Here is a 25,017-nt window from a genome sequence, read left to right as displayed (position 1 = left end):
AGTATAGAGTGTTTTTGAGTTCATCATCTATCGAAAGAAGAGAAGCCCATGGATAACAAAAATAGCCATACGCAGAGTGTTAGTCAGCAGTTCAGCCCAAACGCTCATAATTATTTAACCAGCAAGGTTCACGCGCAGGGGGCCGATTTGGAAAAACTGGCGACTCTGCTTGGGCCATTCTCTGATGCCGTGGTGGTAGATTTAGGCTGTGGGGCAGGGCACGCCAGCTTCACAGCCGCCCGATTTGCCAAGAAGGTTATTGCCTATGATTTGTCCGCAGAGATGCTGAAAGTGGTCGAGCACGCTGCGGCGGATAAAGGACTTACCAATATAGAGGTACAGCAGGGATATGCCGAAGTCTTGCCTTTTGCGGATGCCAGCGTGGATATTGTTATCAGCCGTTATTCAGCCCATCACTGGCACGACGTGGGTCGGGCGCTGCGGGAAGTGCGCCGCATTCTGAAACCGGGTGGCAAAGTGGTGATGATGGATACCTGTTCGCCGGGGCATCCTGTATTGGATATTTACCTGCAAACCGTCGAGAAACTGCGTGATACCTCACACGTGAGAAGTTATTCCACCGGTGAATGGTTGCAAATGTTCAATGATGCCGGATTGAGTATTGGTCAGTTGGGCACGGATAGATTAACTCTGGAGTTCAGCAGTTGGGTGGCAAGATTGAAAACGCCGCAGCATTTCGTGGTAGCGATCCGAGAGTTGCAAAAGGTGATGTCAGATGAGGTGACTCATTATTTCGCCATTCAGGCCGAAGGCACCTTTGAAACGGATACGGTATTTATTGAAGCAGGTAAATCGCGTTAGCGAAAAAAACGGGCCACAGACTGGCCCGTTTTTCTTTGATGGATGACGAGTAAACGATTGGCGTAGGCGGAGGTTATTTTTTAAATAGCTTGCTGCCAAGAGAGACCACTGCCAGCACCGCGGCACCGACCACAATGCCCACCGCCAGATCCGTTGCGCCGGTTATCAGGCTATTTACCCAGCCCTGATGGCCTTCGGTCAACGATTCGAGCAGGCTGTGCATAAACGGCAGACCGTGGCTGATAATACTCCCGCCGACCAGAAACATGGCGAAGGTACCGACTACCGACAGGGTTTTCATCAACCACGGTGCGGCATTGACAATGCCGCCACCGAAACCTCGCACGGCGCGCATAAAGGCACTTTCACCGCCCAGTTTGCTCAGGTAAAGGCCCGCGTCGTCAATTTTTACAATTCCCGCCACCAAGCCGTAAACGCCTAGGGTCATCACGACCGCAATAGCGACCATGACCATAACTTGATCGACAAAAGGCGCAGAGGAGACGGTGCCCAGTGAAATAACAATGATCTCCGCAGACAGAATAAAGTCGGTGCGCACAGCACCCTTAACTTTCTCTTTTTCCATTTTGGCCAATTCGGCATCCGATTTTGGTGCGGTTTTTTGCTGATTTTTCTTCTCTGCCTCGTCCGCGTTGTCATGCGGCATAAATTTATGCGCAACCTTTTCAAAGCCTTCATAGCAGAGGTAAGCGCCGCCCACCATCAACAAAGGCGTGATAGCCCAAGGGGCAAAGGCGCTGATGAGCAGGGCGAGAGGAACGAGGATAGCTTTATTGAGCAGTGACCCTTTGGCGACGGACCACACAATGGGCAGCTCGCGGTCAGCCTTAACGCCAGAGACCTGCTGCGCATTCAGCGCCAGATCGTCTCCCAGTACGCTGGCGGTTTTTTTTGCGGCAACTTTGCTCATTGCCGCGACATCATCAAGAATTGATGCGATATCATCGATTAACGCTAAAAGACTGGTTCCGGCCATAAAGTTCCCTTTGGTCTGAATTTTCTGGTTATAGGTTTTGTTCGTTTAAAAGAATAATAACAGCGATTGCTATGGGGCGTCGATTTGTGCGAATCTGTCTCGCGTTGACCCACTTCTTAACCCTTCATTATGATTTTCTGCACCATAAACGTGCTTTTTTATTACATTATCGAAGGCTGGTAATGTTTTATATTATTCCCTCCTTATTTTCGTCATAAATCTTAAATTTCTTTACATCTGATTACGCCGCCTTTCGTTTAATGAACGATAATTAATTCCAAGGACAACATCCTGCTAATTAAACATCGACGAGTTATCCGAAACTCAATAAAAACTTTAAGGCGAAAAATCATGAAAATTTTACCTATTTTTGCAGCAGCGTTAATTACTACCGCATCATTCTCAGCCTTGGCCGCGAGCGAAATCAGTGCAGCTCAGGTACAAACCAATAATTATCAATCACTCGGCGTCGTTGATGTTCGTCAGGACAACACCGCAGATATGAGCCTGAAAGCTGCAGTGAATGAAAAAGCCAGCCAAGAGGGCGCAACTCACTACCGTATTATCGGCGTGAGCACTCCAGGCGACTCAAGTCTGTCCCGCGCCAGCGTTGAGCTTTATCGTTAAGAAGAATACACCGTCGGGTGTGGAGATTACCCTCTAATAGAGGTTGCGCCAGCGGCCTCTGTCTCCTGTGTCTCATCCGACGGTTACCTGTTTAGTCTCCCTGCAACGGCCTAAAAATATCCTGTCTATCCCGACATGTTTTTCAATTTCACGCTATTACACATTCGTTTTTACTCTTTTTTATTCCCCCTCAGGTTCGCTGTTTCTGCTATTATTCCCCTCTTATGCTATGCCGCTATTTTAGGCTTATGTAAAAATCTGCAAGGTAAGGTATTTTAATTCCCTATCAATATTCCGAAAGCATCTTAAAACAACGTTAATTAAGACCTTTCTTATATAGAAGTGGCGTTTACGTGGTTAGTCAAAAATAATTAGCGCAATTAATTATTCCTTAAGAATTTTTCTGTGTGATAGTGGTCTACTTCCCCAGGGGGTTACAAATATGCTGAATGCGACAAGACTTACTATCAATGCGACCAGATTGACGATTAAAAACCAGTTCTCCTATTTGCAGAATTTTATCTCTTCACCACGCACTTTCGGTACGCTGGCGCCTTCATCACCTTGGCTATGCCAAGCGATGGTCAACCAGGTGGATTGGACGAAGACGCTAAAAATTGCCGAGTTTGGTGCCGCTGACGGCGTGCTCACCAAACGGATACTGGGTAAAATGCGTGCCGATGCGCAGCTGCAGGCATTTGAAATACAACCTAACTTTATCCATAAGCTTAATTTACTGGATGACCGCCGACTGCAGGTGATGGGCCATTCAGCCGAGCATCTCGAAGGTGACTTTGACGCCATTTTTTGCTGTTTGCCGTTGCTCTCTATTCCTACGCGCATCAGCATGCGGATTCTGCAACGCGCCCAGCAGCGCCTGAAGCAGAACAACGGTGAGCTTATTTTGTTCCAGTACAGCCATCTTTCCGAGAAGATGCTGTCGCGTTATTTTAGTTGGAAAAAAATACGTGTAGTGAAAAACTTTCCACCGGCTTTGGTGTATGTATGTAAGCCACTATAAATAAAGGGATATGGGTGTAAATAATTTATTACACTGCGTTTACAGGGATTGCCTATTCGATTTTTATCGGTATGATGCCATGCAGGTTAAAAGATGTTCCAGGCACATTAAGGATAGTGGTAATGACGCAACCCATTTTCATGATAGGCGCTCGTGGCGCAGGTAAAACAACGGTCGGCAGAGCCCTCGCACAGACATTGGGCTACGACTTCGTCGATACTGATATCTACCTGCTTCAAACCTCTCAACTTAGCGTTGCTGAAATTGTCGCGCGTGAAGGTTGGTCAGGTTTCCGCCGTCGTGAAACTCAGGCTCTGCAAAATATCAGCGCACCCAACACGGTGGTTGCCACCGGCGGTGGCGTAATTTTGGCCGAAGAAAACCGTCAGTTTATGCGCGAGAAAGGACAGGTTATCTATCTTCGTTCTCCCGCCAGCACGCTGGCGCACCGCCTCGAAGATGCCCCACAGGAAGATCAACGCCCCACGTTAACGGGTAAACCTATCAACGAAGAGATCTCTGAGGTATTAAACCAACGCGAGGCCTTATATCAAGAGGCGGCGCATTTCGTGGTGGACGGCACTCATCAGCCTTCCGCTATCGTCGAAGACATCCTCGACGCCCTCGCTCTGCAAATCGCGCGCTAAATTTACACCCCAGATCTTTTAGGAGGCTTCTTAGCCTCCCACTCCCGGTAATAATCACCCATTGTCTATACTCAATGTACACGTGATTACTTACAGGAGTTCCCATGCCATCTAAACCACCGTATCCCCGCAAAGCCGAAATTATCACCGTTGAAAAAGGGCTGCCTGGCCAAACTGAAACTTGGTACCAGCTGCGCGCTGACCACCCGAAGCCCGATACGCTGATTAGCGAACATAAAACTCAACAAGAAGCGAAAGACTCTAAACGACGCTACGAAGATGAAAACGGCGATTAGTCGATTACTCAAATGAGCACTGCTTTTACGCTGGCTGTTAACCGGCATGACGGCGGTGCTTGTTCATATGAGAACGCGTTAATGTCGATTAAAATCCCTCCTAAATCTCTTTATTTAACCATCGAAACGTTTCTCTTAAAAACAGAGTAACAGGCTGGTTGTGCGGGAATTGATAATATTTTTCACTAAAAATTACAGGTTACTTAAGTTAAATTTCCTGCATTTCCGTTATGAAAATTATCATTCACTGCTTTTTATACCCTCATAAAAAATAAACAACTTGACGCTGATACGCATCAGCTTTAGTTTTTAGTCATCTTAATCAGGAACTGAGTTCCTAATAGTGGAACTGGTGCCGTGACAACATTAGAAAATGCTTCCGCAGTGCTAAAGCTTTTTGCACAGAAAGGGATCAGACAGGGGCATCCCGGTCTCTCTTTCAGCGATGTTGTTGAACAGCTGGGTTTGCCGAAAAGTACGGTTTCTCGGCTGCTGATGACGATGGAGACGCAGGGTTTGCTCGAGCGGGATCCAGAAACGCGGCTTTATAAGATTGGCCACTTGCTGCTGGCAGTATCTAGCCATTATTTGTCTACGCCGTTAGTCGATGCCGCATCGCCGTATATGGCGCTGTTGAGCAAGCAAACGCAGTGCACCGGTTACATTTCGATGCTCGAAGGTCGAGATATCATGGTGATGCGAATGTTTCCGGGACGGACATATTTGCAGGTAGTTACGCCAGCGGGCAGCCTATTACCGGCGGCAGAGTCGGCAATTGGCCGAGCCATTTTAGCCAGATATACCGACAGTGAAGTGGTTGAGCGTTATCGCGAAGGTTATCGGGTTAATTCGCCGAATTCGCCACAGACGCTGGATGAACTGCTGAAGTGTTTGGCAGCAATTCGCGAGTCAGGCTGGTCTTATGCCAATAATGAGACTCTATTGGGGATCAGTACGATGGCGACCAGTCTTCAGAACAAGCATCGTGATGAAACGGTGGGAATGTGTTTATCTTTCCCTTCTCCGCACGATGGCCATGAATTACCCGCCGGAATTCGCGAAGGTATTTTAGCGGTAACTCGGCAACTTGCCGAAAAGTTAGGTGATGAGTATTGGCAATAGACCAATAACGGACCGGTAGTATTTTTGATTAATTACGCAATAAAAAGCGCGGATACGAGTCAATAATATCGCGCCAACACCAGGAATTTCTTGATTTTTTTCGCCAACACCAGGGGACTATATGACAGGCAATACCGGGAGTGAGAGCAAGGTGACCGACGGAAGCTATAATCCGTTAAAAGAAGTCGGCACGCTGGCTGTAATGATTCTGCTTTCAATATTGGGCGCGATTATTGGCGTTCAATTGATTACCACTCTCGGGGTGACGCCTAATACCTCAATTATCGGCGCCTTGTTTGCCATGCTGTTGGCGCGCATTCCGCTGAAGGCGTTCCAGCGCTATCGTTCTATTCATACCCAGAACCTGGCACAAACCGTTATCTCATCCGCGACCTTCGGTGCGGCAAACAGTTTGCTGATGCCCATCGCTATTCCTTACGTGATGGGGCAGCCGCAGCTGATTTTACCCATGTTCTTCGGCGTATCGGCCGCGATGCTGCTTGATGCGTATTTGCTCTACCGCATGTTCGATACCAAAGTCTTCCCTGCTAGCAACGCGTGGCCTCCGGGCGTCGCCGCTGCCGAGGCAATTAAAGCCGGTGATAAAGGCGGACGTCAGGCCTGGCTGCTGCTGGTGGGCGTGGTTATCGGGCTGGGCGGCGCGATGCTTAAAATACCGATGGCCGCGTTCGGCACGGCGTTTATCGGCAATATTTGGGCGCTGAGCATGTTTGGCATTGGCCTGCTGATCCGTGCTTATGCGCAACCGATTGGCGGGATTGATATTAATGCCTTATACATTCCGCACGGCATGATGGTGGGGGCCGGTCTGGTTTCACTGTTCCAGGTGATCCAGGTCATTCGCAGCAAACATGCCGACGCCAAGGCGACGTTTACCCAGTCAGGAAACGAAGTTCGCAAAGCGCTGGGACTGGGTGCTTTCGGCTATGTTGCTATTGCCGCAGCATTAGCACTGGCCGGCGGTATATACACTGAAATGTCGGTGACTATGCTGGTGTGCTTCATTATTTATGCCGCTTTTGCCGCCTTCTTCCACGAGTTGATCGTCGGCATTGCCGCTATGCACTCGGGCTGGTTCCCGGCCTTTGCCGTGGCGCTGATTACCCTGATCGTCGGGATTCTATTGGGCTTTCCGCCTGTCGCACTGTGTATTCTTACTGGTTTTACGGCAGCAACCGGCCCGGCATTTGCCGACATGGGCTTTGACCTGAAAGCGGGCTTTATTCTGCGCGGTTATGGAAAAGACTTGCATGCCGAGTTGGCCGGACGTCGCATTCAGCTGTTTGCCGCACTGATTGCGTTTCTCATTGCCATTCCGGTGGTGTGGTTTGCCCACATCGGCTATTTCGCTCAAGATTTGGTCCCCCCTGTGGCCCGAGTCTACGCCAAAACGATTCAAGCCGGTGCACAGCCTGGCATCGCTCACAGCCTGTTGATATGGGCTATTCCGGGCGCACTGATCCAGCTTATTGGTGGACCTAAGCGCCAGTTGGGCGTACTGCTTGCGACCGGTTTGCTGATTAACAGCGTGATGGCCGGTTACGCCGTGGTACTGGGCATCGTGCTGCGTATCATCATTATTCGTATCTGGGGTGAAAAAGGCCGTACACCAATGGAAATCCTCGCCGCCGGTTTTATCGCCGGAGATGCGCTGTACAGCTTCTTTAACTCCATTTTTAGTGCCAAAAGTAAGTAATCGAATCTCGACAATCTGTATCAACGAAAAATGCGTCAACACCAGGGCTCCCACGAGCCATATTAATAAATAAAACGGCTTTCAAAGAAAGTCGATAAACGCGGTTGTTTTAGCCGTTGCGCCCTGTGCGTCAGCCGCGTGGTTTAGAGGAATATGCCATGAGTTTACTGCAAACCCTTACCGTATTTGAACTGATCGACAATGCCCACGTCAGCGGTCAGGACGTCGTCAATCTGTTTGCCGATTATCCTGCTGTTACTGCCAGCACGCATCGCGTCACCGGTACAAAAGGCGCGACCGATTTTGTGCGCATCACCCTTCCGGGCAGTGCGGGTAAAATTCAGGGCGGTGCTGCACCAACGCTGGGGATTATCGGCCGCTTGGGCGGGATCGGCGCGCGACCTACGCGCATTGGCGTCGTTTCTGATGCCGACGGCGCGATTGCCGCGATTAGCAGCGCGCTGAAACTTGCCGAGATGCAGCGTAAAGGCGACGTGCTGGTGGGCGATGTGATTATCACCACCCACATTTGCCCGAATGCCCCGACGCGTCCTCATGACCCCGTTGATTTCATGGACTCGCCTATCGATGACGTAACCATGAACGACAATGAAGTGGTGGACGGCGTTGACGCGATTCTCTCCATCGACACCACCAAGGGCAACCGCATCATCAACCATAAAGGTTATGCGTTGTCGCCCACGGTGAAAGAGGGGTACATTCTGCGTGTTTCAGAAGATTTGCTGCGCATTATGGAGATGACCAGCGGTCGTCCAGCAGTCACCTTCCCGATAACCACTCAGGACATCACGCCTTACGGCAACGGTGTTCATCACCTCAACAGCATTCTACAACCATCTACTGCCACGACGGTCCCGGTGGTTGGCGTAGCCATCACCGCTGAATCGGTCGTACCAGGCTGCGGCACCGGTGCCAGCCATGAAACTGACATTGCGCTGGCAGTAAAATTTGCTGTTGAAGTCGCAAAAGAGTTCGGCCGCGGCACCTGTCATTTCTATGATGCCGATGAATATCAACTGTTGTTGTCGCTGTACGGAAGCTTGCGTCACCTGCAAAGCAGAGACTAAAAAGATGATGACCTCTTTTGCTACCCTGACCATCGGGCAGGCGCCACGTAGCGACATTATGCCGCTGCTTGACGAGTATCTTCCTCCCGAGCTGGTGACCCACACCGGTCTGCTAGACGGCCTGACTCTGGCGCAAATCGAACAGCGTTTTGCACCCGAACCGGGAGAAGACGTGCTGGTATCACGCCTGTTGGACGGCACTCAGGTGCGTTTGGCGTCGCCGCGCGTTGAGGTGGCATTGCAGGAAAAAATCGACTGGCTTGAAAGTCAGGGATGCGACACGATCCTGCTGTTGTGTACCGGTGTTTTCCATAACCTGCGCGCACAGCAGGCGATGCTGCTAGAGCCTGACAGGATCATTCCGCCGCTGATTAACGGGATTGTCGGTCAGCATCAGGTTGGTATTTTAGTGCCGGTTGTTGAGCAAATAGAGCATCAGGCGGGTAAGTGGAGCAAGCTGGCTAAAAAACCGTGTTACGCCACCGCCAGTCCGTATCTTGCCGATGAACAAACGCTCATCAAGGCAGCGCTTTCTCTTAAGGATCAGGGCGCTCAGGTGGTATTGCTCGATTGCATCGGTTATCAGCGCAGCCACTGCGACATCATCCAGAAACACCTCGATGTACCGGTGATGCTATCGAATTCGCTGGTCGTTAAACTGGCCGCCGAACTGCTGCTCTAATTACGGTTGAAAGTGCTCAAGAATGAAATCCACCCAGACTCTGACTCTGGGGGGTAAATCCGCGCTGCTGTAATACAGCCAGAGTGGTACGCCCGCCGTCCAAAAGTCCTCTAGAACCGGCACCAGCGCCCCGCTTTTTAAATGTGGCTCAATATACCAACCAGCAACCCCCACCACGCCCAAGCCGTTTATCGCCGAGCTTATCAATGATTCTGGCCGCGTAGAAACCACGCGCCCGCTGAGTTCACCCTGTGGAACACTATCTGCTAAATCCCACTTAATTATCTGATTAGTCGAAGCATTACGGTGTAAAAGACAGGAGTGGTGCACTAAATCCTGCGGCGTGTTAAGCGGCGGATGTTGGGACAAATAGTCGGCGGAGGCGGCATACATCGTGCGCATGGGCCTCAGTTGACGGGCAATCAGACGGCTGTCGGGGTCAACGCGATTGCCAATGCCGACGTCAAAACCTTCAGCGACCAGATTGACCACTCGGGCATCAAGCGCCAAGTCGAGATTTAGTTCAGGATACTGCGCCAAAAAGTTCGGCAGGAGGGGTATTAGCTGCTGCTGCGCAAAACCGGGAATAGCGCTGACTCTGACACTGCCCGAGGGCTGGCGATTTGAGGAGGCAGCATTTTCAAGCGTTGATGAGAGCGCACGCCACAGTGGCTCAACCTCCTGAAGCAGGGCTTTTCCCTCATCGGTCAGCACCACGCTATGGGTGTTGCGGGCAAACAGCCGCAGCGACAGTTTCTCTTCGAGTACACGAATATTCTTACTGATGGCGGCAGGGGTTACGCCGAGTTTGCGAGCGGCCGCTGAAAAATTATCATTTTGCGCCGCACTCAGAAAAGCAGGCAGTAGGCGGTGAATATCCGGCGGTAACGGCATGAGCAAACCTGCATAGTGGAATTTTTCAGGATCGCATCTGATGACCTTAAAATCAATCAACGGATAACGGCTTTGCGGGATACCTCGACAGACGCTAACTCGACAATAAAAATCAGTGACAGATGCCAGCTTCTGACCCTACTATGATGATTCTTGAAATGTGAATATTTATCGCTAAGGGCCAATCTATATGTTGAAAAATAATGAGTATTTCGAAGGGAAAGTGAAGTCGATTGGTTTCGACAGCGACAGCCTCGGCGCACTTAGCGTTGGCGTAATGGTAAAAGGCGAGTACACCTTCGGCACCGCTAAACCAGAAGAAATGACCGTTGTTAGCGGCACCTTGATTGTTCTGCTGCCAGGTTCTGAAGGCTGGCAGACCTTTACGGTGGGTGAGACCTTCTACGTGCCGGGTAACAGCGAGTTTAACCTGCAAGTTCCTGAGACCAGCTCTTATCTCTGTAAGTACTTGTCCAAGTAATAGGTTTTCCCTCTGGGCGAAGTTTGCCTGGTTTTAAATGAGTTGCGCGCTACGTTACCCGCGCAACTCATCTCGTTAGACGCTTAAATCTACGACTAACGCTGTGCTTCGCCGCCCAGAGCTTCAATCAGGTTCTTGATTAAGGCTGCCAGTTCGCCGGTCATCAAGATAAAGTCGGCATCGAAACGTGCTGCGAAATCATCTCTGTCGATATCGTCGTTCTGTTCGCGAATAATATCGGCAAATTTTAGACGCTTGATGCTGGCGTCGTCAGCCAATACCACTTGAACTCGCTCTTGCCAGTCAACCGCCAGCTTGGTGACCAGCTTGCCGTTTTCAATATGATTAGCAATTTCGTCACTGACCAGCGCCTGCTTCTTGCAGCGGATCACGCCGCCTTCTTCCAGAATTGCTTTCAGCTCGGCCTCGTCCTGCAACGCAAAACCGGCAGGCGTCTCACCGGAGCGAACCCACTCGGTCAGCGTCAGTTCGATAGGGCTTTCCATGGTTAACGGCACGACCGGCAGCGAACCCAGGCTTTTACGCAGCAGCGCCAGCATGTCTTCGGCTTTTTTGGCACTGCCGGCGTCAACCATAATCAGGCCGTTGACGGTGTCAATCCACATTAAGGTTTGGCTAAAACGGCTAAAGGCGCGCGGCATCAGCGTGTGCAGCACTTCGTCTTTCAGCGAGTCTTTTTCAGTCTTTTTAAGCTTACGGTGTTGTTCGCCTTCAATTTGGTCGATCTTGGTATTCAGCTCTTGCTTGACCACCGAAGAGGGCAGGATTTTAGCTTCAGTACGCGCACAAATAAGAATTTGACCGCCGCTGGCGTGGGTTAAGGCATCGCCTCCCTGTGAGCCCAACGGGGATACCCAGCCTGTTTTCGCCATATCTTGGCTGCCGCAGGGTGTAAAAGTGAAGGCGCTCAGCTGTTTTTCCATCTCGTCAGCAGACAGTGAGATTTCACGGCTTAAGCGGTAGACCAATAAATTTTTAAACCATAACATGATGTTATCCCTGTCTCGTCACGCTCGTAGCGTGCAAATAAATGGTAAGCAGGGCGGCATGATAACCAATTGAGCGTCATCAGTCCTTAAGAAAAATGAGCTTGTATGCAGGAAGCCTTTTAGGAGCGCTTAACCCTTCATTCAGTCAATATTGTTATAGACTTAAGGAATAAAAATAACCGGCAATGGAGAAATCTTGTGCGTATTGGTATCGATCTCGGTGGCACTAAAATTGAAGTGATCGCGCTGTCTGATGAAGGTCATGAGCTGTTTCGCAAGCGCGTGGACACGCCACGCAATGACTATGAGCGCACGCTGAAAGCGATTAAAGGACTCGTTGACGACGCCGAGCAGGCCACTGGGCATCACGGCAGCGTTGGGCTGGGCATTCCCGGTACGCTTTCGCCCTTCACGGGAAAAGTCAAAAATGCCAATTCAGTATGGTTAAACGGACAATCGCTGGACGAGGACCTCTCACTGTTGCTAGGACGTGAGGTGCGCATCGCCAATGACGCTAACTGCCTGGCTGTTTCTGAGGCCACCGACGGCGCAGGTGCGGGCAAAAAAACGGTCTTTGCGGTGATTATCGGCACCGGCTGTGGCTCCGGCGTTGCGCTTGACGGCGCGGCGCATGCGGGTGGCAACGGTATTGCCGGTGAATGGGGACACAATCCGCTACCTTGGCTGGACGAAGACGAGTTCCGCTTCCAGCAGGAAGTGCCGTGCTACTGCGGTAAATCGGGATGCATCGAGACTTTTGTATCGGGCACTGGTTTCGCCGAAGATTACTTCCGCCTGTCCGGGCAGCGCCTGACGGGAGCCGAAATTATCAAGCTGGTCGCACAAGAAGACCCCGTTGCGGAGCTCGCCCTTGGCCGCTATGAGCGTCGACTGGCGAAGGCGTTGGCCAACATTATTAACATTCTTGATCCCGACGTCGTCGTGCTCGGCGGTGGAATGAGCAATGTCGACAGGCTCTATAGCACCTTGCCTCTGCTCATCCGGCAATGGGTGTTTGGCGGCGAGTGCGAAACACCGGTTCTCAAGGCCGTTCACGGTGACTCTAGCGGCGTACGCGGCGCTGCGTGGCTGTGGCCGCAGGACCGCTTTTCATTGTAAATGTCTGAAAGAATGAAAAAGATGGCCTGCATAGTTTGCAGGCCATCTTCAAAAGATTAACGACTATACAAGGCCATCCTCCTTACTCTCCCGAAAGCATGGCGTCCGGTGCGGCGGCATCGCGCTGTGCTTTGGTTGCTGCAAAGTAGAGATAGGCGACCAGCATAAACGCCACAAAAATACCGGCAATTTCTAAATTGAACCACACCATGGCAACCAGGCAGACGACCGCCAGAATCAGAGCGATAGCGGGTACGACGGGATAACCCGGTGCCCGGAAACTGCGTGCCATCTCCGGCGCAGTTTTGCGCAGTCTGAACAGGCTAAGCATGCTCATGATGTACATCACGATAGCACCGAATACCGCCATCGTTATCATTGCCGCCGTCAGTGACATGCCCTGCAGATTGACCACGCCGTCGCTGAATATAGCGGCGATACCAATCACACCGCCAAGAATAATCGCACGGTGCGGCGTTTGGAAACGGGAAAGTTTCGCCAGTCCTTCAGGCAGATACCCCGCGCGGGCAAGGGCAAAAAACTGGCGTGAATAGCCTAAAATAATGCCGTGGAAGCTGGCAACCAGGCCAAACAGCCCAATCCAGACCAGCATGTGCATCCAGTTAGAGTGTTCACCTACCACCATTTTCATCGCCTGTGGCAGGGGATCGTTGATGTTGGCAAGCTTGCTCCAGTCCCCAGCGCCCCCAGCCATAATCATCACGCCAATGGCCAGTACGACCAGTGTCAAAATACCGCTGACATAGGCTTTAGGAATAGTACGCTTTGGGTCTTTGGCTTCTTCCGCGGCCATGGCAGCGCCTTCAATCGCCAGGAAAAACCAGATAGCAAAGGGGATAGCAGCAAAAATACCGGATACAGCCGGCAGGCCGAAATGTTCGCCGCCGGACCAACCGTTGAGTACGAAGTTGCTAAAGCTGAAGCCCGGCGCGACTACGCCCATAAAAACTAACAGTTCAAGCACTGCCAACACGGTCACCACCAGTTCAAACATTGCGGCGAGCTTAACCCCTAAAATATTCATCGCCATAAAGATGATATAAGCACCAAGCGCGGCCACCTTGGGATTCAGGTCTGGAAACTGTACGTTGAGGTAGGCACCAATTGCCAAGGCAATTGCCGGTGGGGCAAACACAAATTCAATCAGTGTTGCCATGCCGGCTATCAATCCGCCGGTTTCACCAAAAGCGCGACGGCTATAGGCGAATGGGCCACCGGCGTGTGGAATTGCGGTGGTTAACTCTGTAAAACTAAAGATAAAACAAGTGTACATGGTGGCAACCATCAGCGTAGTCACCAAAAAGCCTAGCGTTCCGGCGACCCCCCAACCGTAGCTCCAGCCAAAATATTCACCAGAAATAACCAGTCCCACGGCAATGGCCCAAAGGTGCAGAGTGCCCAGCGTCGGTTTAAGCTGTGTTGTCATGTTGTACTCCTGAGGATTAATGAACAGCACCCCCGCCAGATCTGGCGGTGAAAACGGCCCGCATCACTATCAACGCGGTGCCGTGAAATTCACTTATTACTGCTTTGTGATTTTTTTAGAACATCTTACTGAGCACTTTTTCCAAACTTTCGACCAGAATTTGGCTGTGCTCGGCGGTAAATACCAACGGAGGGCGGATTTTTAGGATGTTGGCGTGCGGGCCGGATGCGCCAATCAGCACCCCCTCGTCGCGCAGGGCGTTAACGACGGCCAATGCCGTTGCCGAGTCCGGTTCACCCTCGGCAGTGGTGAAATCTACGCTAACAAACAAACCTGCACCACGCACGCTACCGATAGCCGGGAAACGGGTCGACAACTCACTGATACCGTCAAGAATTGCTTTACCTGCACGGCCCACACTTGGAATAAGCGCTTCCTGTTCAATAACTTCCAGCACCGCCAAACCGACCGCCGAAGACACAGTATTACCGCCAAAAGTATTGAAATAGCTCGATTCATTGCCGAAACGTTCGAGAATATGCGGCTTAATGGTGATACCGGCCATCGGGTGACCGTTGCCCATGGGCTTGCCAAGACTGACGATGTCCGGCAGTACGCCATGACGCTGGAAGCCCCACATGTGCTCACCCGAGCGGCCATATCCCGGCTGAACTTCGTCGGCGATATACAGCGCCCCGGCCTTGTGAATTTCATCGATCGCTTCTTTTAGGAAACCGGCGGGGTCAAAGAATCCGCCATCGCTGGTAAAGAAAGTGTCAATCATCAGTGCGGCAGGCTTAATGCCGTGGCGGCGCATGTCGGCCAGTGCTGCGCGTACGTCAGCGGCAAATTTTTTGCCTACTGCCGCAGGATTAGCAGGGTTATGTACAGGAGCCGGAATAACGCGAGCATCGCCGTTGACTTTGACGTAAGGCCCCATTGAAGCCGAAAGCCCAGCAATCGCTTTGGTCATGCCGTGGTAGCTGAATTCAGTGATGATAACGCCAGTTCCGCCGGTGAAATCTTCTGCAATGCGCAGCGCCAGATCGTTTGCCTCGCTGCCAGTACAGGTGAACATCACCTGACTCAACTCCGGTGGCATGGTTGATACCAGTTTTTCGGCGAAATTCAGTACATTGTCGTGAAGATAACGCGTATGGGTGTTCAGCGTTGAAGCTTGGCGGATAAGCGCTTCCAGCACGTAGGGATGGCAGTGGCCCACTGAAGGCACGTTGTTGTAGACGTCAAGATACTTTTTGCCTGCGGCGTCAAAAACCCATACGCCTTCTCCCCGCACCAGATGCACTGGATTCTTGTAAAACAGCTGATAAGCAGGACCGAGTAGGCGACGACGGCGTTCAATCATCTCACGTGCTGACTGGGATACATTCTCGCTAGCGGCGGCATCAAAAGCATTGGTTTTCAACATTATAGATTATCTCCTGACGGGTAGATCCCGATTTTTTTCCGGTTGACTCACGCCATCCGGCAAGTGAAGTTGTCTCGATAATGCACCCCACAACGCCACAAAACTTGACCCTAGAGCGCTCAACCCTGCACGCCGAAGTCAAGTTGACCTGCTTAGCGACGTTTTCACTGTCTGAAGTCAACAATGGGTCCTCCTCAGTCAAGCACAGAAAAGTCGGTGCTTTCATTCTGATAGCACAAGCCCTTATCCCCTTGCCTGGAGTGACCCTGATGAATGCCAAACAGTCTGATACCCTGGACAACGCTAGCCTGCACCAGCTCGCTGAACTGGCGCTGAAAAACTATTCCGACAGGTTGCAGGGAGAACTGTCCCTCATCTGCCGTTCCGAAAATGCCACTTTCCTAGTGCGTCAGGCCGATGGAAATCGCCTAGCGCTGCGCGTACATCGCGACGATTATCATCAACACCATGAAATTGAGAGCGAACTGACCTGGCTCGACAGCTTAAGAGAAACCGGTATTCAGGTGCCGGAAGCGCTGGTTACGCTAAACGGAGAGCGAGTGCAAACGCTAGCGTTGAATGCTCATGAAAGCCGCCACGTAGTGCTTTTTAAATGGATTGAGGGAGAAATGCCGACCACCGAGGTGGACCCACGCGCGTTTGCACAGTTGGGTGAAGTAACGGCCCATCTGCATCAACACAGTCGGCGCTGGCAAAAACCCGCCGGTTTTGCGCGCATAGTCTGGGACCACCAAACGATGATTGGCGCGCAGGGGCATTGGGGAAGATGGCAGGATGCACCGGGTTTGCAGCCGCAAGACAGATCGATTGTCGAACAAACGCTGAGTCGAGTCAGCCGTATTTTAGAGCGCTACGGCAAAAGCACCCGGCGCTATGGGCTGATCCATGCGGATCTTCGCCTGACTAATCTGCTATTGCACAAAGGTGAAACACGGGTGATCGACTTTGACGACTGTGGGATGGGCTGGTACATGCATGATGCGGCCGCAGCGATAAGTTTCGTAGAACATCATCCGCGGGCGCAGGAGTGGGTCGAGCACTGGCTGGCAGGTTATCAACGCGTTTGTCCGCTAAGTGAAGAGGATTTAGCGGTGATCCCAACGATGATTATCCAACGTCGTATTCAACTGCTGGCCTGGGTGGGATCGCACGCGACCACTGAAATGGCTGTCAGCCTTGGGGGAGAATGGGTCACCGACAGTGTGAAACTGTGTCAGACCTATCTCGAAACCCAAGAGTGTTCACTGTCAGTAAGCTAGCGATTCCGACCACACTGCACGGTTTACGTGCAGTGTTTCTTTAACTTGATGCGTGTGTAAGCCCATTTCTGCTGTCTTATCTGACTTCCTTTAAGCCAATCGATTGATAGTCTTCTCTTTTTTCCTTAACTGTATAGATACTGGTATGGAAATTGCAGGATAGATGAAAGATCACCTGCTGCGATTAAGCAGACTTATCAAATGAAAATGGAAGCCTCAATGCAGACAGACGTATTACGGCAATCGATGATGTTTGGCCAGACTGATGCTGATAGGAATAGCAATCGGGGAGTACTGGCCGCTGCGGCCAGCGGGCTGAGTGATTTCATTATCAGCAAAGGCGCTGATGTCGATCGTGTGTTGGGGATCTGCCATATCGATCCCGAGCTTTTACAACGGCCTACGTTAAGTCTGGGCCTGACCAACTACTGTCAGGTACTTGAAGAAGCGGCGAGACAGTCGGGTTGTGATAACTTCGGTTTGCATTACGGCAAGCAGTTCAAACCACAGTCATTAGGCCTAATAGGCTACATCGGTCTCTGTTCATCTTCGGCAGAGGCTGCGTTGCAAAATGTCGTTAATGCCTTTCCTTTTCATCAGCATAACACTCTGACCCGTTTGGTGGACAAAGGTGAATATTACCGCTTTGACTATCAGGTTCGCCACGGTGGCATTCTAAGTAAGCGTCAGGATGCCGAGCTGACACTGGGGATGATCCTAAACCTGCTGCGTCATGGTTTAGGTAAAAATTGGGCGCCGCGAGAGGTGCATTTTGAGCATCCGCGTCCGGAGCATTGGCACGAGCACTGTAAGGTGTTTGACGCACCGGTCTACTTTGATCAACCTTACAACTCGCTGCTGATTGGCAAAAGCAGTCTTCAGCGGTCGATGCCTGAGCAGGATCAAACGCTGCTGCTGGTGATGCAGGACGCTATCCGTCGTTTAAACGTTGATAATATTTCGCAGCAGTCGGTCGTGGATCGTGCACGCTCGCAGGTCAGGCAGACGCTTACGCTGGGTGAACCTGTTCTTGACGACGTCGCCGACAAAATGGGGATGTCACCAAGTTCTTTACAGCGCAGGCTGCGCGAGCAAAACCTGACTTTTACCGTGCTGGTGGACAAAGTGCGCTGCGAGTTGGCGACACATTATTTACAGCAGCAACAGTTACCTATCTCCGAGATGGCACTGCTGCTGGGGTATTCTGAAGTTAGCGCATTTTCACGCGCATTTCGCCGCTGGTTTGCCGTGAGCCCGCGTCAATGGCGTCAAGAAAGGCAGCATTAAACGCTGCTTTCAATGTCTACGGCCTGGCCATCTCAGATGCATTGAAATTATACAAAATTTAAACAGCTACATTTCCTGACTCGTATTGCCTCCAGAGCCATGTTATTATTCATAAAATACAGCCAAGTTAAGTGCCCTGAAGATTAGCGATGAAAAATATAACAATAGACCGATTCCTAAAAAATCCTTCAGGCAATAAAGATTATATTAGTGAATGTGTTTATTTTGGTGAGTTAAATAACAATGCGTTATCGAATTACCACATTGCTTTTGGCGTCGACGGCAGTTTCACTCGGCATGCTTTGTTAGCAATTCAATCAATTATTAATAACAGTGAAAATATTTGTCTTCATTTTCATATCATTACCCGCGAAAATGGAAACGAATACGCCGACTTATTTAATAACATTTTGGCAGGTTCCTCTCACGTTATTCATACTCATACACTTCCTGAAACAGCCTTTAGTGAATTACACGCCACAGACGTATTTCCCCACGCGATATATTATCGACTCCTCGCACCTTACATTTTGGCCGAAGAGCGTCATGTGCTGTATCTGGATGCCGATATAGTCTGTCTTAATTCTTTTACCGCACTCTTTGACCATGCTGAATGCGAAAATAAAATAGCCGTCGTCGTGAATGAGGAACCTCATGCTGCGTCACAACTAGCGGCCAGTCTTGCTATGAAATATAACCATTATTTTAATTCTGGCGTTTTATTGATCAATACGCACCAGTGGCGAGAAAGTCATATCACTGAACGCGTTATTTCGCTGCTTGAATCTCGAGGAAAGCAGTTTACCTATATGGACCAAGACGCGCTTAACATTGTTTTGGAAGGACAGGTCGCCTTTGCAGAGCAGAAATACAACCAAATTTTTAAGCTGGGTCACCAATCTGCCGATTATGCACATATGCCGGATAAAGATACGGTTTTTTTACACTATGCTGGTATTGATAAGCCGTGGCAGCAGTGGAACAAGCAGGCCGCTACCCAGTATTACCGTCGGCTGCATGAGCAGTCAGCTTGGTCAGCGCTGCCGTTTGATAAACCTAGAACGGACCAACAGGCTAAAAAAATGTATAAGCTATGTTTTAAAGAGCGAGCTTTTTTTAGCGGCATTAAATGGTACCTCAGCTATTACCTGCTGCGCTATTACAAGTAAGGATCTTGAAATTGATACTTGAATCAAAAAAGTCCGTTTTTATCTATAATTTGAGTTTTTTGGCGCTGGTTTGTGCCATCTCGATGGATCTCTTCGTTCGTGGCTATCCCGAAAAGATTTTCTACCTGGTTAGCTATGTTTCGTTTATCTACACGGCAATTTACTTTTACAAACATCGTTCTATACAGTCGTTGGATAAACCTGCACTCTTTTTCTTTGTCACGCTGTTTTTGGTCGGAGCCAGCCGTTTATCCTGGAGCCTGATTTTTAAGCATACCGAGTTTGGTGATATTCGAAGCAATTACTTTACCGGCGGTAAACGGTTTATGATTGCTGCTTTTTTACTGTTTTATTTTTATCAGTATCGCACTTTACTTAAGCAAAATATTCTTAAGCTAAGCTTGATCATTATGTTCCTAGGCTTCTTTATGTCGCTTTGGCACGGAGATTTAACACTCAGTAAGGAAGGGATGAGGGATAAGTGGACCTCGGATGCAGCCACAACCGGTGCTTATCTTGCGGTTATTTATTCTATGGTGCTGATCATTGCTATCCGGGCCTGTTTCAAAGACGGACTCATCTCGGTATTGTTATTAGTCGCCGCTTTTCTGACGGCGATGGGCATGATTGTCATGACGCAAACCCGCTCCGCAATAATATTGGCACCCCTACTGTATGCCGTGTTCTTTGCCTATTATTACCGCTGTGTCAGTCTGAAAATAAAGATTTCACTGGTGTTGGTGATCGTACTTTCGGCCTCCTCGGTCGTGTATCTCGCTTGGGACCGTATTTCACAAATTAGTACTGAGATTACCGAGTACAGCACCAATAACGACACCTCGATCGGAGCCAGATTCTCTATGTGGAGCGCGGGAGTCCACAGTATTGAACCGAGTCTTTTAGGCCAGTCTGTCGACCAGCGTTATAAGAAAGCCATCGACTACATTGACCAATACCAAAGGGGTAATCCTGAAGCAAAACGTAATGTGGTTTATCACTTGCACAATGATTTACTCGAAACCTTCTCTTTGCAGGGGATCTGCGGTTTTGTGTCTTTGATGATGTTCTTTATTTCAGGCTTCTACTTCTCTTTACGTAAGGGCGCGCTTGAAAATTACGGCACCTTATTTATTATGCTGCCGGTCTTTATCCTTGGAATAGCGGATACGGTGCTGATTCAGAGCAATACTGTGCTGGTTATCATTATTGCACTTGCGCTTTCATTCCCGCTGATGAAGAAAAAACAGCATTAAATAATATCGGCCAATCCGTTCTCACGCATTGGCCGATATTAACCCGTCAGCCGTTAAGCATTAACTTTGTACTCATTATCCAGACGGCTGATGCCCAATCCATTCACCTTCTTAACCTTGATCTGCACCGGAATACGGTCCTTCATCGCTTCCACATGGCTTATTACGCCAATCGTTTTACCGCTGGCGTTTAAGCTGTCCAACGCGTCGAGCGCGGTGTCGAGGGTGTCAGCATCCAGCGTGCCAAAGCCCTCATCAAGGAACAGTGAGTCAATGCGGGTTTTATCGCTGACCAAGTCTGACAGGGCCAGCGCCAGCGCCAGACTCACCAGGAAGCTCTCCCCGCCAGACAACGTACGCGTGTCTCGTACCGCGTCCGCCTGCCAGGTATCTACCACTTCCAGCTCCAGCGCATCGCTGGTTTTTCGCTGCAAGAAATAGCGCCCGTGCAGTTTATCCATCTGCTTGTTGGCCAAATAAACTAAATGTTCGAGGGTTAATCCCTGAGCGAATCGACGGAATTTAGCCCCGTCGCTGGAACCGACGATTTGGTTGAGATAGCTCCAGTCATCAAACTGCTCCTGTGACTGGGTAATTTGTGCAAACAGCGCCTGCTGACCGGCCTGACGTTGGCTGTCATCCAACAATTGACTATTTACTTCTCCCTGGCGCTGCTGCAGCGTTCTGAGCTGCTCGACGAGTTCACCAAGTTGCCTGGAGAGGATCTCGGGTTCAGTTTCCTGAGCGCTCACTCCGTCAGGGCGCGATTGCAAATGCTGTTCAGACTGCTCAACCGACTGACGTAGCAAGGTTTGGACCTGCGTCTGCTGCTGCTGCAATTCCTCTTTGAGCTGCTGTAACTGCTGGCGCAATGTTTCATCAATCAGGGCATTTAGCACGGCTTGCTCATCAATAAATTCACTGGTCGCTAGCGCCTGCTGCCATTGAATTTCAGCCAATTGCAGACTTGTTTCGCTCTGTTGCAACTGCTGCTGTTGGCTCACGAGCTGCCCCGAGAGCTGGTCGAGCTGTTGCTGTAAGTTTTTAAGGCTTTCCTGGGCCAGAAGGTGGGCCTGTTCCGCGCTTTTAAGCCGTTGGCTCAGTTGCTCGCGCACCTGAATAATTTGTCTGTCACCGAAGATTTCTTTACGCTGCGCGCCAAGTTGGGCTAATGATTGCTCATTTTCTGCGATCTGTTTATCAAGCAGCTTCACAAGCTGTTCTAATTCCGAAAGAATTTTTTGCTGCGTGGTGCTGCGTTCTGCCAGCAATAACACCTGCTGCTGCACCTTTTGCTGCTCGTTTTGCGCCGCATAAAGATTCTCTTTGGCACGCTGTAGCGCCTGAGAAGTCTCATCATAATGACGAAGCGTTTGCTGGACGCTGCGTTCTTCCTGTTCACACTCGCGGAGCCAGTTTTTCAGTGCGTCATCTTCCTGAGGGCTGAAGCTCAGAGAGAGCGTCGCACAGGCCTGCTGCCACTGCGTGAAGTAGTCCGCCTGCTGTTTGATGTCTTGATCCAGCACATTTTGCAGTCGCAGTTGCTGTTCTTTACGTGATTCAGTACGGGCGCGCAGATCTGTACCGGCAGTTTGCAAACGCTCCGTTTCCTGACGCATTTCATCAACTCGCCGTGCGGTTTCAGAAGGCGTCACCGCCTGATATTCAGCGATCGCCGGGTGTGAGGTTGATCCACAAAGTGGGCAGGGGTCACCGGTTTGTAGCCTGGCGCGCTCGGCCTCGAGGCGGACGATCAGCTGTTCTTGCTGCAAAATCTTCTCAACATCAAGCTGATGCTGTTTGTGCTGTTTAAACTGTGCCCGAATTTCGATCAGCCGTTGCTCAAAGGCCGTTAACTCTGCCTGTTGCGTCTTCAACTCTTGCTGCTGATTAATAATGCGCTGGGTTACCTGCTGATAAAGCGGGTTCAGCGTGGAAAGTGTGAGGCGAACGGGACGCGACTCTGTTAGTTCAATCTGACGTTGGCGCAGCGCGGCCAGCGGCGACTGGGCCTCCAGTGCTGTCTGCTGCTGCATGTGCAGATTAACCGCGGCGGTGAGTTCGGCCTCTTTAGCACTAAACTGGCTGCTCTGTTGCGCGAGCTGAGCCTGTTCGGCATTGATTTTTTGTCGATCCTGACTGATTTTTTGCTGCTTGCTCTGTTGATCCGCGCGATCCTTTTGCAGCTCACTCCGTTTTTCCTGAGCCTTGGCCGTCGCATTATCTAGGGGTTGAACCTGCTCGTCGATCAGCTTCTCTTCGCGTAATTTCTCTTGATGCAGCAGTTTTAGGTCGTTTTCAGCGTTTTTCAGACCTTCGGCCAGCGGGGTCATCGCCGTCTGTTTTTGCTGCTGCTGAACGGCAAGCTGGTTTATTTGCTGCTGCAAACTCGCCAGTTGTTGCTGATTACGCTGGCGTTCTGCCAATAAAGGACGCAGTTTTTCGGCCGGTTCACTGCGCGATAACTGCTGTAACTTCGGCGCTGCTAAAGCAGTCTGCTGCTCAACCTCAAGCAGTTGTTGGCGATACTGCTGGTTTTTTTGCTCAATATTTTGCCACTGCTGTAGCCAGTTGAGGCTCTTCTGCTGTTGATCTGCTTGTTGACTCAGTACTTTCTCACGTGTGGCAAGCAGCACCCGTTCCTGCTCCCGTTGCCCGCGCTGTTCGTCAGTCATCAGCTCAATACCCGCGGCGCGCTGGTGCAGCAGGTCGAGGTCAATTTTTGCCTGTTTGTGCCGCTCGAACACCTGTTGAGACAGCCGCCCATAAATTTCGGTGCCGGTCAGCTCTTCAAGCAGCTCGGCGCGCTCATTGGCCTTGGCATTAAGAAAGGCAGCAAACTGCCCCTGTGAGAGCATCATTGATTTAGTGAAGCGCCCGAAGTCGAGGCCGGTCAACTCGGCGATCGCCGGCAGCTTGTCGCGCACTTTGTCGGCCAATATTTTGCCGTCGGCCAACAGCGCCAGTTCAACCTTTGGCGCCTGTAGATTGCCGGTTGCTGAATTACCCGCGCGCCGCTGGCTCCAGAAAGCGCGATAGCCGATGCCTTTCACCTCAAACTCCACCTCGGCCAGCGAGTCGGCAGTGTGGCGCGTCATCAGCTCATTTTGGCTCGGGGTCACGTCGAGGCGCGGCGTTTGGTGATACAGCGCCAGACAGATGGCGTCGAGCAGGGTGGTTTTTCCCGCGCCGGTCGGGCCGGTGATGGCAAACAAACCGTTGCTGGCGAAGGGCTCGGCGGTAAAATCGATTTTCCATTCACCTTCCAGTGAATTGATATTTTTAAAACGCAGGGAGAGAATTTTCACTGTGCGCCTTCCTCCGCTGAATGCCCGCTTTCAACCTGCTCTAACACCTGCGAGAAAAGGGTGCGGATGCGCTGCTGACGTCCCTCTTCGGGCGTATTTTCCTGTGCCAGACGGCGTTCAAAGACTTCGCTCACGCTGAGCTCTTTCAGCGTTTCTTTCTCCTGCTGCAACAGACCCTGAAGGCGCTGCTCCTTGCTGCGTCGGAGCAGCACCACCTCAACCGGCAGCGGATCGGTCAAATTCTGGATGCGGCGCTGAATATCACTCAGGTAGTCCTGTGTCGCAACTTCAATATCCAGCCAGACATTCTTCTGTGACTCACCGGGGTGTTGCGGTTCATCATTTTGAAAACTAAGCAGCTGCTTTTCAATTTCGGCCAGCGTGCCTTTGATGATGACCATCGGCTGAGCGCGCGGGATCGCCAGTGTTTCAATGCTGTTCAACGTAGCGCCGGTGAAATCGAGCAGGTAGACGCTTTTATCGTTACTTGCTTCGTCAAAGCTCAGTGGGATCGGCGAACCACTGTAGCGAATATGCTCGGTTTTGGCGATTTTCTGCGCCCGATGAATGTGGCCCAAGGCAACATAATCCACCGGCGGAAACGCCTGTGCGGGGAAGGCATCCAGTGTGCCAATATAAATATCGCGCACTGAATCGGACGTGGTCACGCCTACCGTGGTCAAATGACCGGTGGCGATAATCGGCAAGGGCAGGCCAAGTGCGTCTCGCCGCGCGCACGCAGCTCGATACAGTGAAGAATAGTGCGCCGCAATGGCTTCCTGCAGCGCCAGCTGTTTCTCACTGCCGGACTGTCCGGACTGGCTGGCCAACAGATCACGCGGGCGCAGGAAAGGGATGGCGCACAGCACCGCGCCGGGCTGGCCCTGACGGTCATTCAACGTTAATACCTGACGTGAAAGGTCTTCGCCCACGGTGGCAATCACCTGAGTATTCAGGCATGAAAGCAGCTCTCGTGACTCGTTAAGCGTTGCGACCGAGTCGTGGTTACCGGCCAGCACCACCAGCTGACAGCCGGTTTTTTGCAGATTGACCACGAAGCGGTTATACAACTCGCGGGCATAGCTAGGCGGTGAACCGGTATCGAAAATATCCCCCGCGACGATCACTGCATCTACCTGATGTTGCTCAACCTGTTCTATCAGCCAGGTCAGAAATGCCTGATGTTCAGGCGCGCGGCTCTTGGTAAAAAAGTACTGACCAAGATGCCAGTCGGAGGTATGAATCAGTCGCATGAGGGTCTCGCGGTGGCGGTTGCAAGCGGCAAGTATAAACGCCCACGGCGGGCGATGTCGTTGAAAAA

At 51.0% G+C, this 25,017-nt stretch carries 22 protein-coding genes; 15 read left to right on the top strand and 7 right to left on the bottom strand.

Features of this window, described 5'->3' with window-relative positions; translation table 11 throughout:
• The first annotated feature begins 48 nt into the window (after positions 1–48).
• Positions 49–822 carry a class I SAM-dependent methyltransferase gene (locus BS639_RS05120; RefSeq protein ID WP_055776619.1) on the top strand — a complete coding sequence of 258 codons (774 nt, stop codon included), beginning with the start codon at positions 49–51 and terminating at the stop codon, positions 820–822.
• Positions 823–895: 73 nt separating this feature from the next.
• Here the strand turns inward: BS639_RS05120 and BS639_RS05115 are convergent, their stop codons facing one another.
• Positions 896–1,819, bottom strand: coding sequence for a DUF808 domain-containing protein (locus BS639_RS05115; RefSeq protein WP_055776626.1), 924 nt, complete (start codon positions 1,817–1,819; stop codon positions 896–898).
• A gap of 351 nt (positions 1,820–2,170) precedes the next feature.
• Here BS639_RS05115 and BS639_RS05110 point away from each other — a divergent pair, with 351 nt between their 5' ends.
• The 8 genes from BS639_RS05110 (at position 2,171) to BS639_RS05075 (ending at position 9,019) form a co-directional block, all read left to right on the top strand.
• Complete coding sequence (locus BS639_RS05110; protein ID WP_055776627.1) at positions 2,171–2,446, top strand: YdgH/BhsA/McbA family protein; 276 nt, start codon at positions 2,171–2,173, stop codon at positions 2,444–2,446.
• A 442-nt stretch (positions 2,447–2,888) separates the two neighbouring features.
• Positions 2,889–3,467, top strand: coding sequence for a class I SAM-dependent methyltransferase (locus BS639_RS05105; RefSeq protein ID WP_055776628.1), 579 nt, complete (start codon positions 2,889–2,891; stop codon positions 3,465–3,467).
• Positions 3,468–3,589: 122 nt separating this feature from the next.
• Positions 3,590–4,114: a shikimate kinase AroL gene (aroL, locus tag BS639_RS05100; RefSeq protein ID WP_055776630.1), complete on the top strand. Its 525-nt coding sequence runs from the start codon at positions 3,590–3,592 to the stop codon at positions 4,112–4,114.
• Positions 4,115–4,218: 104 nt separating this feature from the next.
• Positions 4,219–4,410, top strand: coding sequence for a YaiA family protein (locus tag BS639_RS05095; RefSeq protein ID WP_055776632.1), 192 nt, complete (start codon positions 4,219–4,221; stop codon positions 4,408–4,410).
• Positions 4,411–4,767: 357 nt separating this feature from the next.
• A complete protein-coding gene (locus tag BS639_RS05090; RefSeq protein ID WP_055776633.1) occupies positions 4,768–5,532 on the top strand; it encodes an IclR family transcriptional regulator in 765 nt (254 codons plus the stop codon).
• Positions 5,533–5,653: 121 nt separating this feature from the next.
• Positions 5,654–7,249, top strand: a complete 1,596-nt coding sequence (locus tag BS639_RS05085; protein WP_055776636.1) for an OPT/YSL family transporter — start codon at positions 5,654–5,656, stop codon at positions 7,247–7,249.
• A gap of 158 nt (positions 7,250–7,407) precedes the next feature.
• On the top strand, positions 7,408–8,337 hold the full coding sequence (locus tag BS639_RS05080; protein ID WP_055776639.1) for a DUF1177 domain-containing protein: 930 nt from the start codon (positions 7,408–7,410) through the stop codon (positions 8,335–8,337).
• A gap of 4 nt (positions 8,338–8,341) precedes the next feature.
• Positions 8,342–9,019, top strand: a complete 678-nt coding sequence (locus BS639_RS05075) for an AroM family protein (protein WP_055776643.1) — start codon at positions 8,342–8,344, stop codon at positions 9,017–9,019.
• Here BS639_RS05075 and BS639_RS05070 read toward each other — a convergent pair whose 3' ends face one another.
• Entirely contained in the window at positions 9,020–9,913 is an 894-nt protein-coding gene (locus BS639_RS05070; RefSeq protein ID WP_084982402.1) for a LysR family transcriptional regulator, read from the bottom strand.
• 190 nt (positions 9,914–10,103) lie between these two features.
• On the opposite strand from BS639_RS05070, the gene ppnP reads away from it, so the two are divergent.
• Complete coding sequence (gene ppnP, locus BS639_RS05065) at positions 10,104–10,394, top strand: pyrimidine/purine nucleoside phosphorylase (protein WP_055776646.1); 291 nt, start codon at positions 10,104–10,106, stop codon at positions 10,392–10,394.
• A gap of 95 nt (positions 10,395–10,489) precedes the next feature.
• On the opposite strand, the gene rdgC is transcribed toward ppnP, so the two are convergent.
• Positions 10,490–11,404 carry a recombination-associated protein RdgC gene (rdgC, locus tag BS639_RS05060; RefSeq protein WP_055776649.1) on the bottom strand — a complete coding sequence of 305 codons (915 nt, stop codon included), beginning with the start codon at positions 11,402–11,404 and terminating at the stop codon, positions 10,490–10,492.
• Positions 11,405–11,602: 198 nt separating this feature from the next.
• On the opposite strand from rdgC, the gene mak reads away from it, so the two are divergent.
• Entirely contained in the window at positions 11,603–12,523 is a 921-nt protein-coding gene (mak, locus tag BS639_RS05055; RefSeq protein WP_084982401.1) for a fructokinase, read from the top strand.
• Positions 12,524–12,605: 82 nt separating this feature from the next.
• Here the strand turns inward: mak and eat are convergent, their stop codons facing one another.
• Both eat and BS639_RS05045 read right to left on the bottom strand, forming a co-directional pair.
• The gene (gene eat, locus BS639_RS05050; protein ID WP_055776655.1) at positions 12,606–13,970 is read right to left on the bottom strand and encodes an ethanolamine permease; all 1,365 of its coding nucleotides are present in this window, start codon (positions 13,968–13,970) and stop codon (positions 12,606–12,608) included.
• Between the two features lie 115 nt (positions 13,971–14,085).
• The gene (locus tag BS639_RS05045; protein ID WP_084982400.1) at positions 14,086–15,399 is read right to left on the bottom strand and encodes an aspartate aminotransferase family protein; all 1,314 of its coding nucleotides are present in this window, start codon (positions 15,397–15,399) and stop codon (positions 14,086–14,088) included.
• A 269-nt stretch (positions 15,400–15,668) separates the two neighbouring features.
• On the opposite strand from BS639_RS05045, the gene BS639_RS05040 reads away from it, so the two are divergent.
• From BS639_RS05040 to BS639_RS05025, 4 genes are all read left to right on the top strand, one after another.
• Positions 15,669–16,679 carry a phosphotransferase enzyme family protein gene (locus BS639_RS05040; RefSeq protein ID WP_084982399.1) on the top strand — a complete coding sequence of 337 codons (1,011 nt, stop codon included), beginning with the start codon at positions 15,669–15,671 and terminating at the stop codon, positions 16,677–16,679.
• A 246-nt stretch (positions 16,680–16,925) separates the two neighbouring features.
• Positions 16,926–17,966: an AraC-like transcriptional regulator QhpR gene (gene qhpR, locus BS639_RS05035; RefSeq protein ID WP_228779452.1), complete on the top strand. Its 1,041-nt coding sequence runs from the start codon at positions 16,926–16,928 to the stop codon at positions 17,964–17,966.
• Positions 17,967–18,115: 149 nt separating this feature from the next.
• Positions 18,116–19,135, top strand: coding sequence for a glycosyltransferase family 8 protein (locus BS639_RS05030; RefSeq protein WP_084982398.1), 1,020 nt, complete (start codon positions 18,116–18,118; stop codon positions 19,133–19,135).
• 11 nt (positions 19,136–19,146) lie between these two features.
• On the top strand, positions 19,147–20,388 hold the full coding sequence (locus tag BS639_RS05025; RefSeq protein WP_158086918.1) for an O-antigen ligase family protein: 1,242 nt from the start codon (positions 19,147–19,149) through the stop codon (positions 20,386–20,388).
• Between the two features lie 53 nt (positions 20,389–20,441).
• Here BS639_RS05025 and sbcC read toward each other — a convergent pair whose 3' ends face one another.
• Positions 20,442–23,696 (bottom strand): exonuclease subunit SbcC, encoded by a 3,255-nt coding sequence (sbcC, locus tag BS639_RS05020; RefSeq protein WP_084982396.1) that lies wholly within the window; start codon positions 23,694–23,696, stop codon positions 20,442–20,444.
• Complete coding sequence (gene sbcD / locus BS639_RS05015) at positions 23,693–24,949, bottom strand: exonuclease subunit SbcD (protein WP_055776674.1); 1,257 nt, start codon at positions 24,947–24,949, stop codon at positions 23,693–23,695. The genes sbcC and sbcD overlap by 4 nt, the downstream gene beginning before the upstream one ends.
• Positions 24,950–25,017: the final 68 nt, after the last annotated feature.

This window comes from Rouxiella silvae (assembly GCF_002093625.1).
Classification (GTDB): Bacteria; Pseudomonadota; Gammaproteobacteria; order Enterobacterales; family Enterobacteriaceae; genus Rouxiella; species Rouxiella silvae.
Note: the sequence above shows the minus strand (reverse complement) of the source record. Positions and strands in the feature narration are given on the sequence as shown.

What these genes read in the sequence shown, in the direction of transcription:
- ppnP (WP_055776646.1), top strand. Translation starts at nt 10,104, where the DNA reads ATGTTGAAAAATAATGAGTATTTCGAAGGGAAAGTGAAGTCGATTGGT.
- BS639_RS05095 (WP_055776632.1), top strand. Translation starts at nt 4,219, where the DNA reads ATGCCATCTAAACCACCGTATCCCCGCAAAGCCGAAATTATCACCGTT.
- qhpR (WP_228779452.1), top strand. Translation starts at nt 16,926, where the DNA reads ATGATGTTTGGCCAGACTGATGCTGATAGGAATAGCAATCGGGGAGTA.
- BS639_RS05085 (WP_055776636.1), top strand. Translation starts at nt 5,654, where the DNA reads ATGACAGGCAATACCGGGAGTGAGAGCAAGGTGACCGACGGAAGCTAT.
- sbcD (WP_055776674.1), bottom strand. Translation starts at nt 24,949, where the DNA reads ATGCGACTGATTCATACCTCCGACTGGCATCTTGGTCAGTACTTTTTT.
- BS639_RS05110 (WP_055776627.1), top strand. Translation starts at nt 2,171, where the DNA reads ATGAAAATTTTACCTATTTTTGCAGCAGCGTTAATTACTACCGCATCA.
- BS639_RS05030 (WP_084982398.1), top strand. Translation starts at nt 18,116, where the DNA reads ATGAAAAATATAACAATAGACCGATTCCTAAAAAATCCTTCAGGCAAT.
- BS639_RS05080 (WP_055776639.1), top strand. Translation starts at nt 7,408, where the DNA reads ATGAGTTTACTGCAAACCCTTACCGTATTTGAACTGATCGACAATGCC.
- BS639_RS05105 (WP_055776628.1), top strand. Translation starts at nt 2,889, where the DNA reads ATGCTGAATGCGACAAGACTTACTATCAATGCGACCAGATTGACGATT.
- rdgC (WP_055776649.1), bottom strand. Translation starts at nt 11,404, where the DNA reads ATGTTATGGTTTAAAAATTTATTGGTCTACCGCTTAAGCCGTGAAATC.
- BS639_RS05040 (WP_084982399.1), top strand. Translation starts at nt 15,669, where the DNA reads ATGAATGCCAAACAGTCTGATACCCTGGACAACGCTAGCCTGCACCAG.
- aroL (WP_055776630.1), top strand. Translation starts at nt 3,590, where the DNA reads ATGACGCAACCCATTTTCATGATAGGCGCTCGTGGCGCAGGTAAAACA.
- BS639_RS05070 (WP_084982402.1), bottom strand. Translation starts at nt 9,913, where the DNA reads ATGCCGTTACCGCCGGATATTCACCGCCTACTGCCTGCTTTTCTGAGT.
- BS639_RS05115 (WP_055776626.1), bottom strand. Translation starts at nt 1,819, where the DNA reads ATGGCCGGAACCAGTCTTTTAGCGTTAATCGATGATATCGCATCAATT.
- BS639_RS05045 (WP_084982400.1), bottom strand. Translation starts at nt 15,399, where the DNA reads ATGTTGAAAACCAATGCTTTTGATGCCGCCGCTAGCGAGAATGTATCC.
- BS639_RS05075 (WP_055776643.1), top strand. Translation starts at nt 8,342, where the DNA reads ATGATGACCTCTTTTGCTACCCTGACCATCGGGCAGGCGCCACGTAGC.
- eat (WP_055776655.1), bottom strand. Translation starts at nt 13,970, where the DNA reads ATGACAACACAGCTTAAACCGACGCTGGGCACTCTGCACCTTTGGGCC.
- BS639_RS05120 (WP_055776619.1), top strand. Translation starts at nt 49, where the DNA reads ATGGATAACAAAAATAGCCATACGCAGAGTGTTAGTCAGCAGTTCAGC.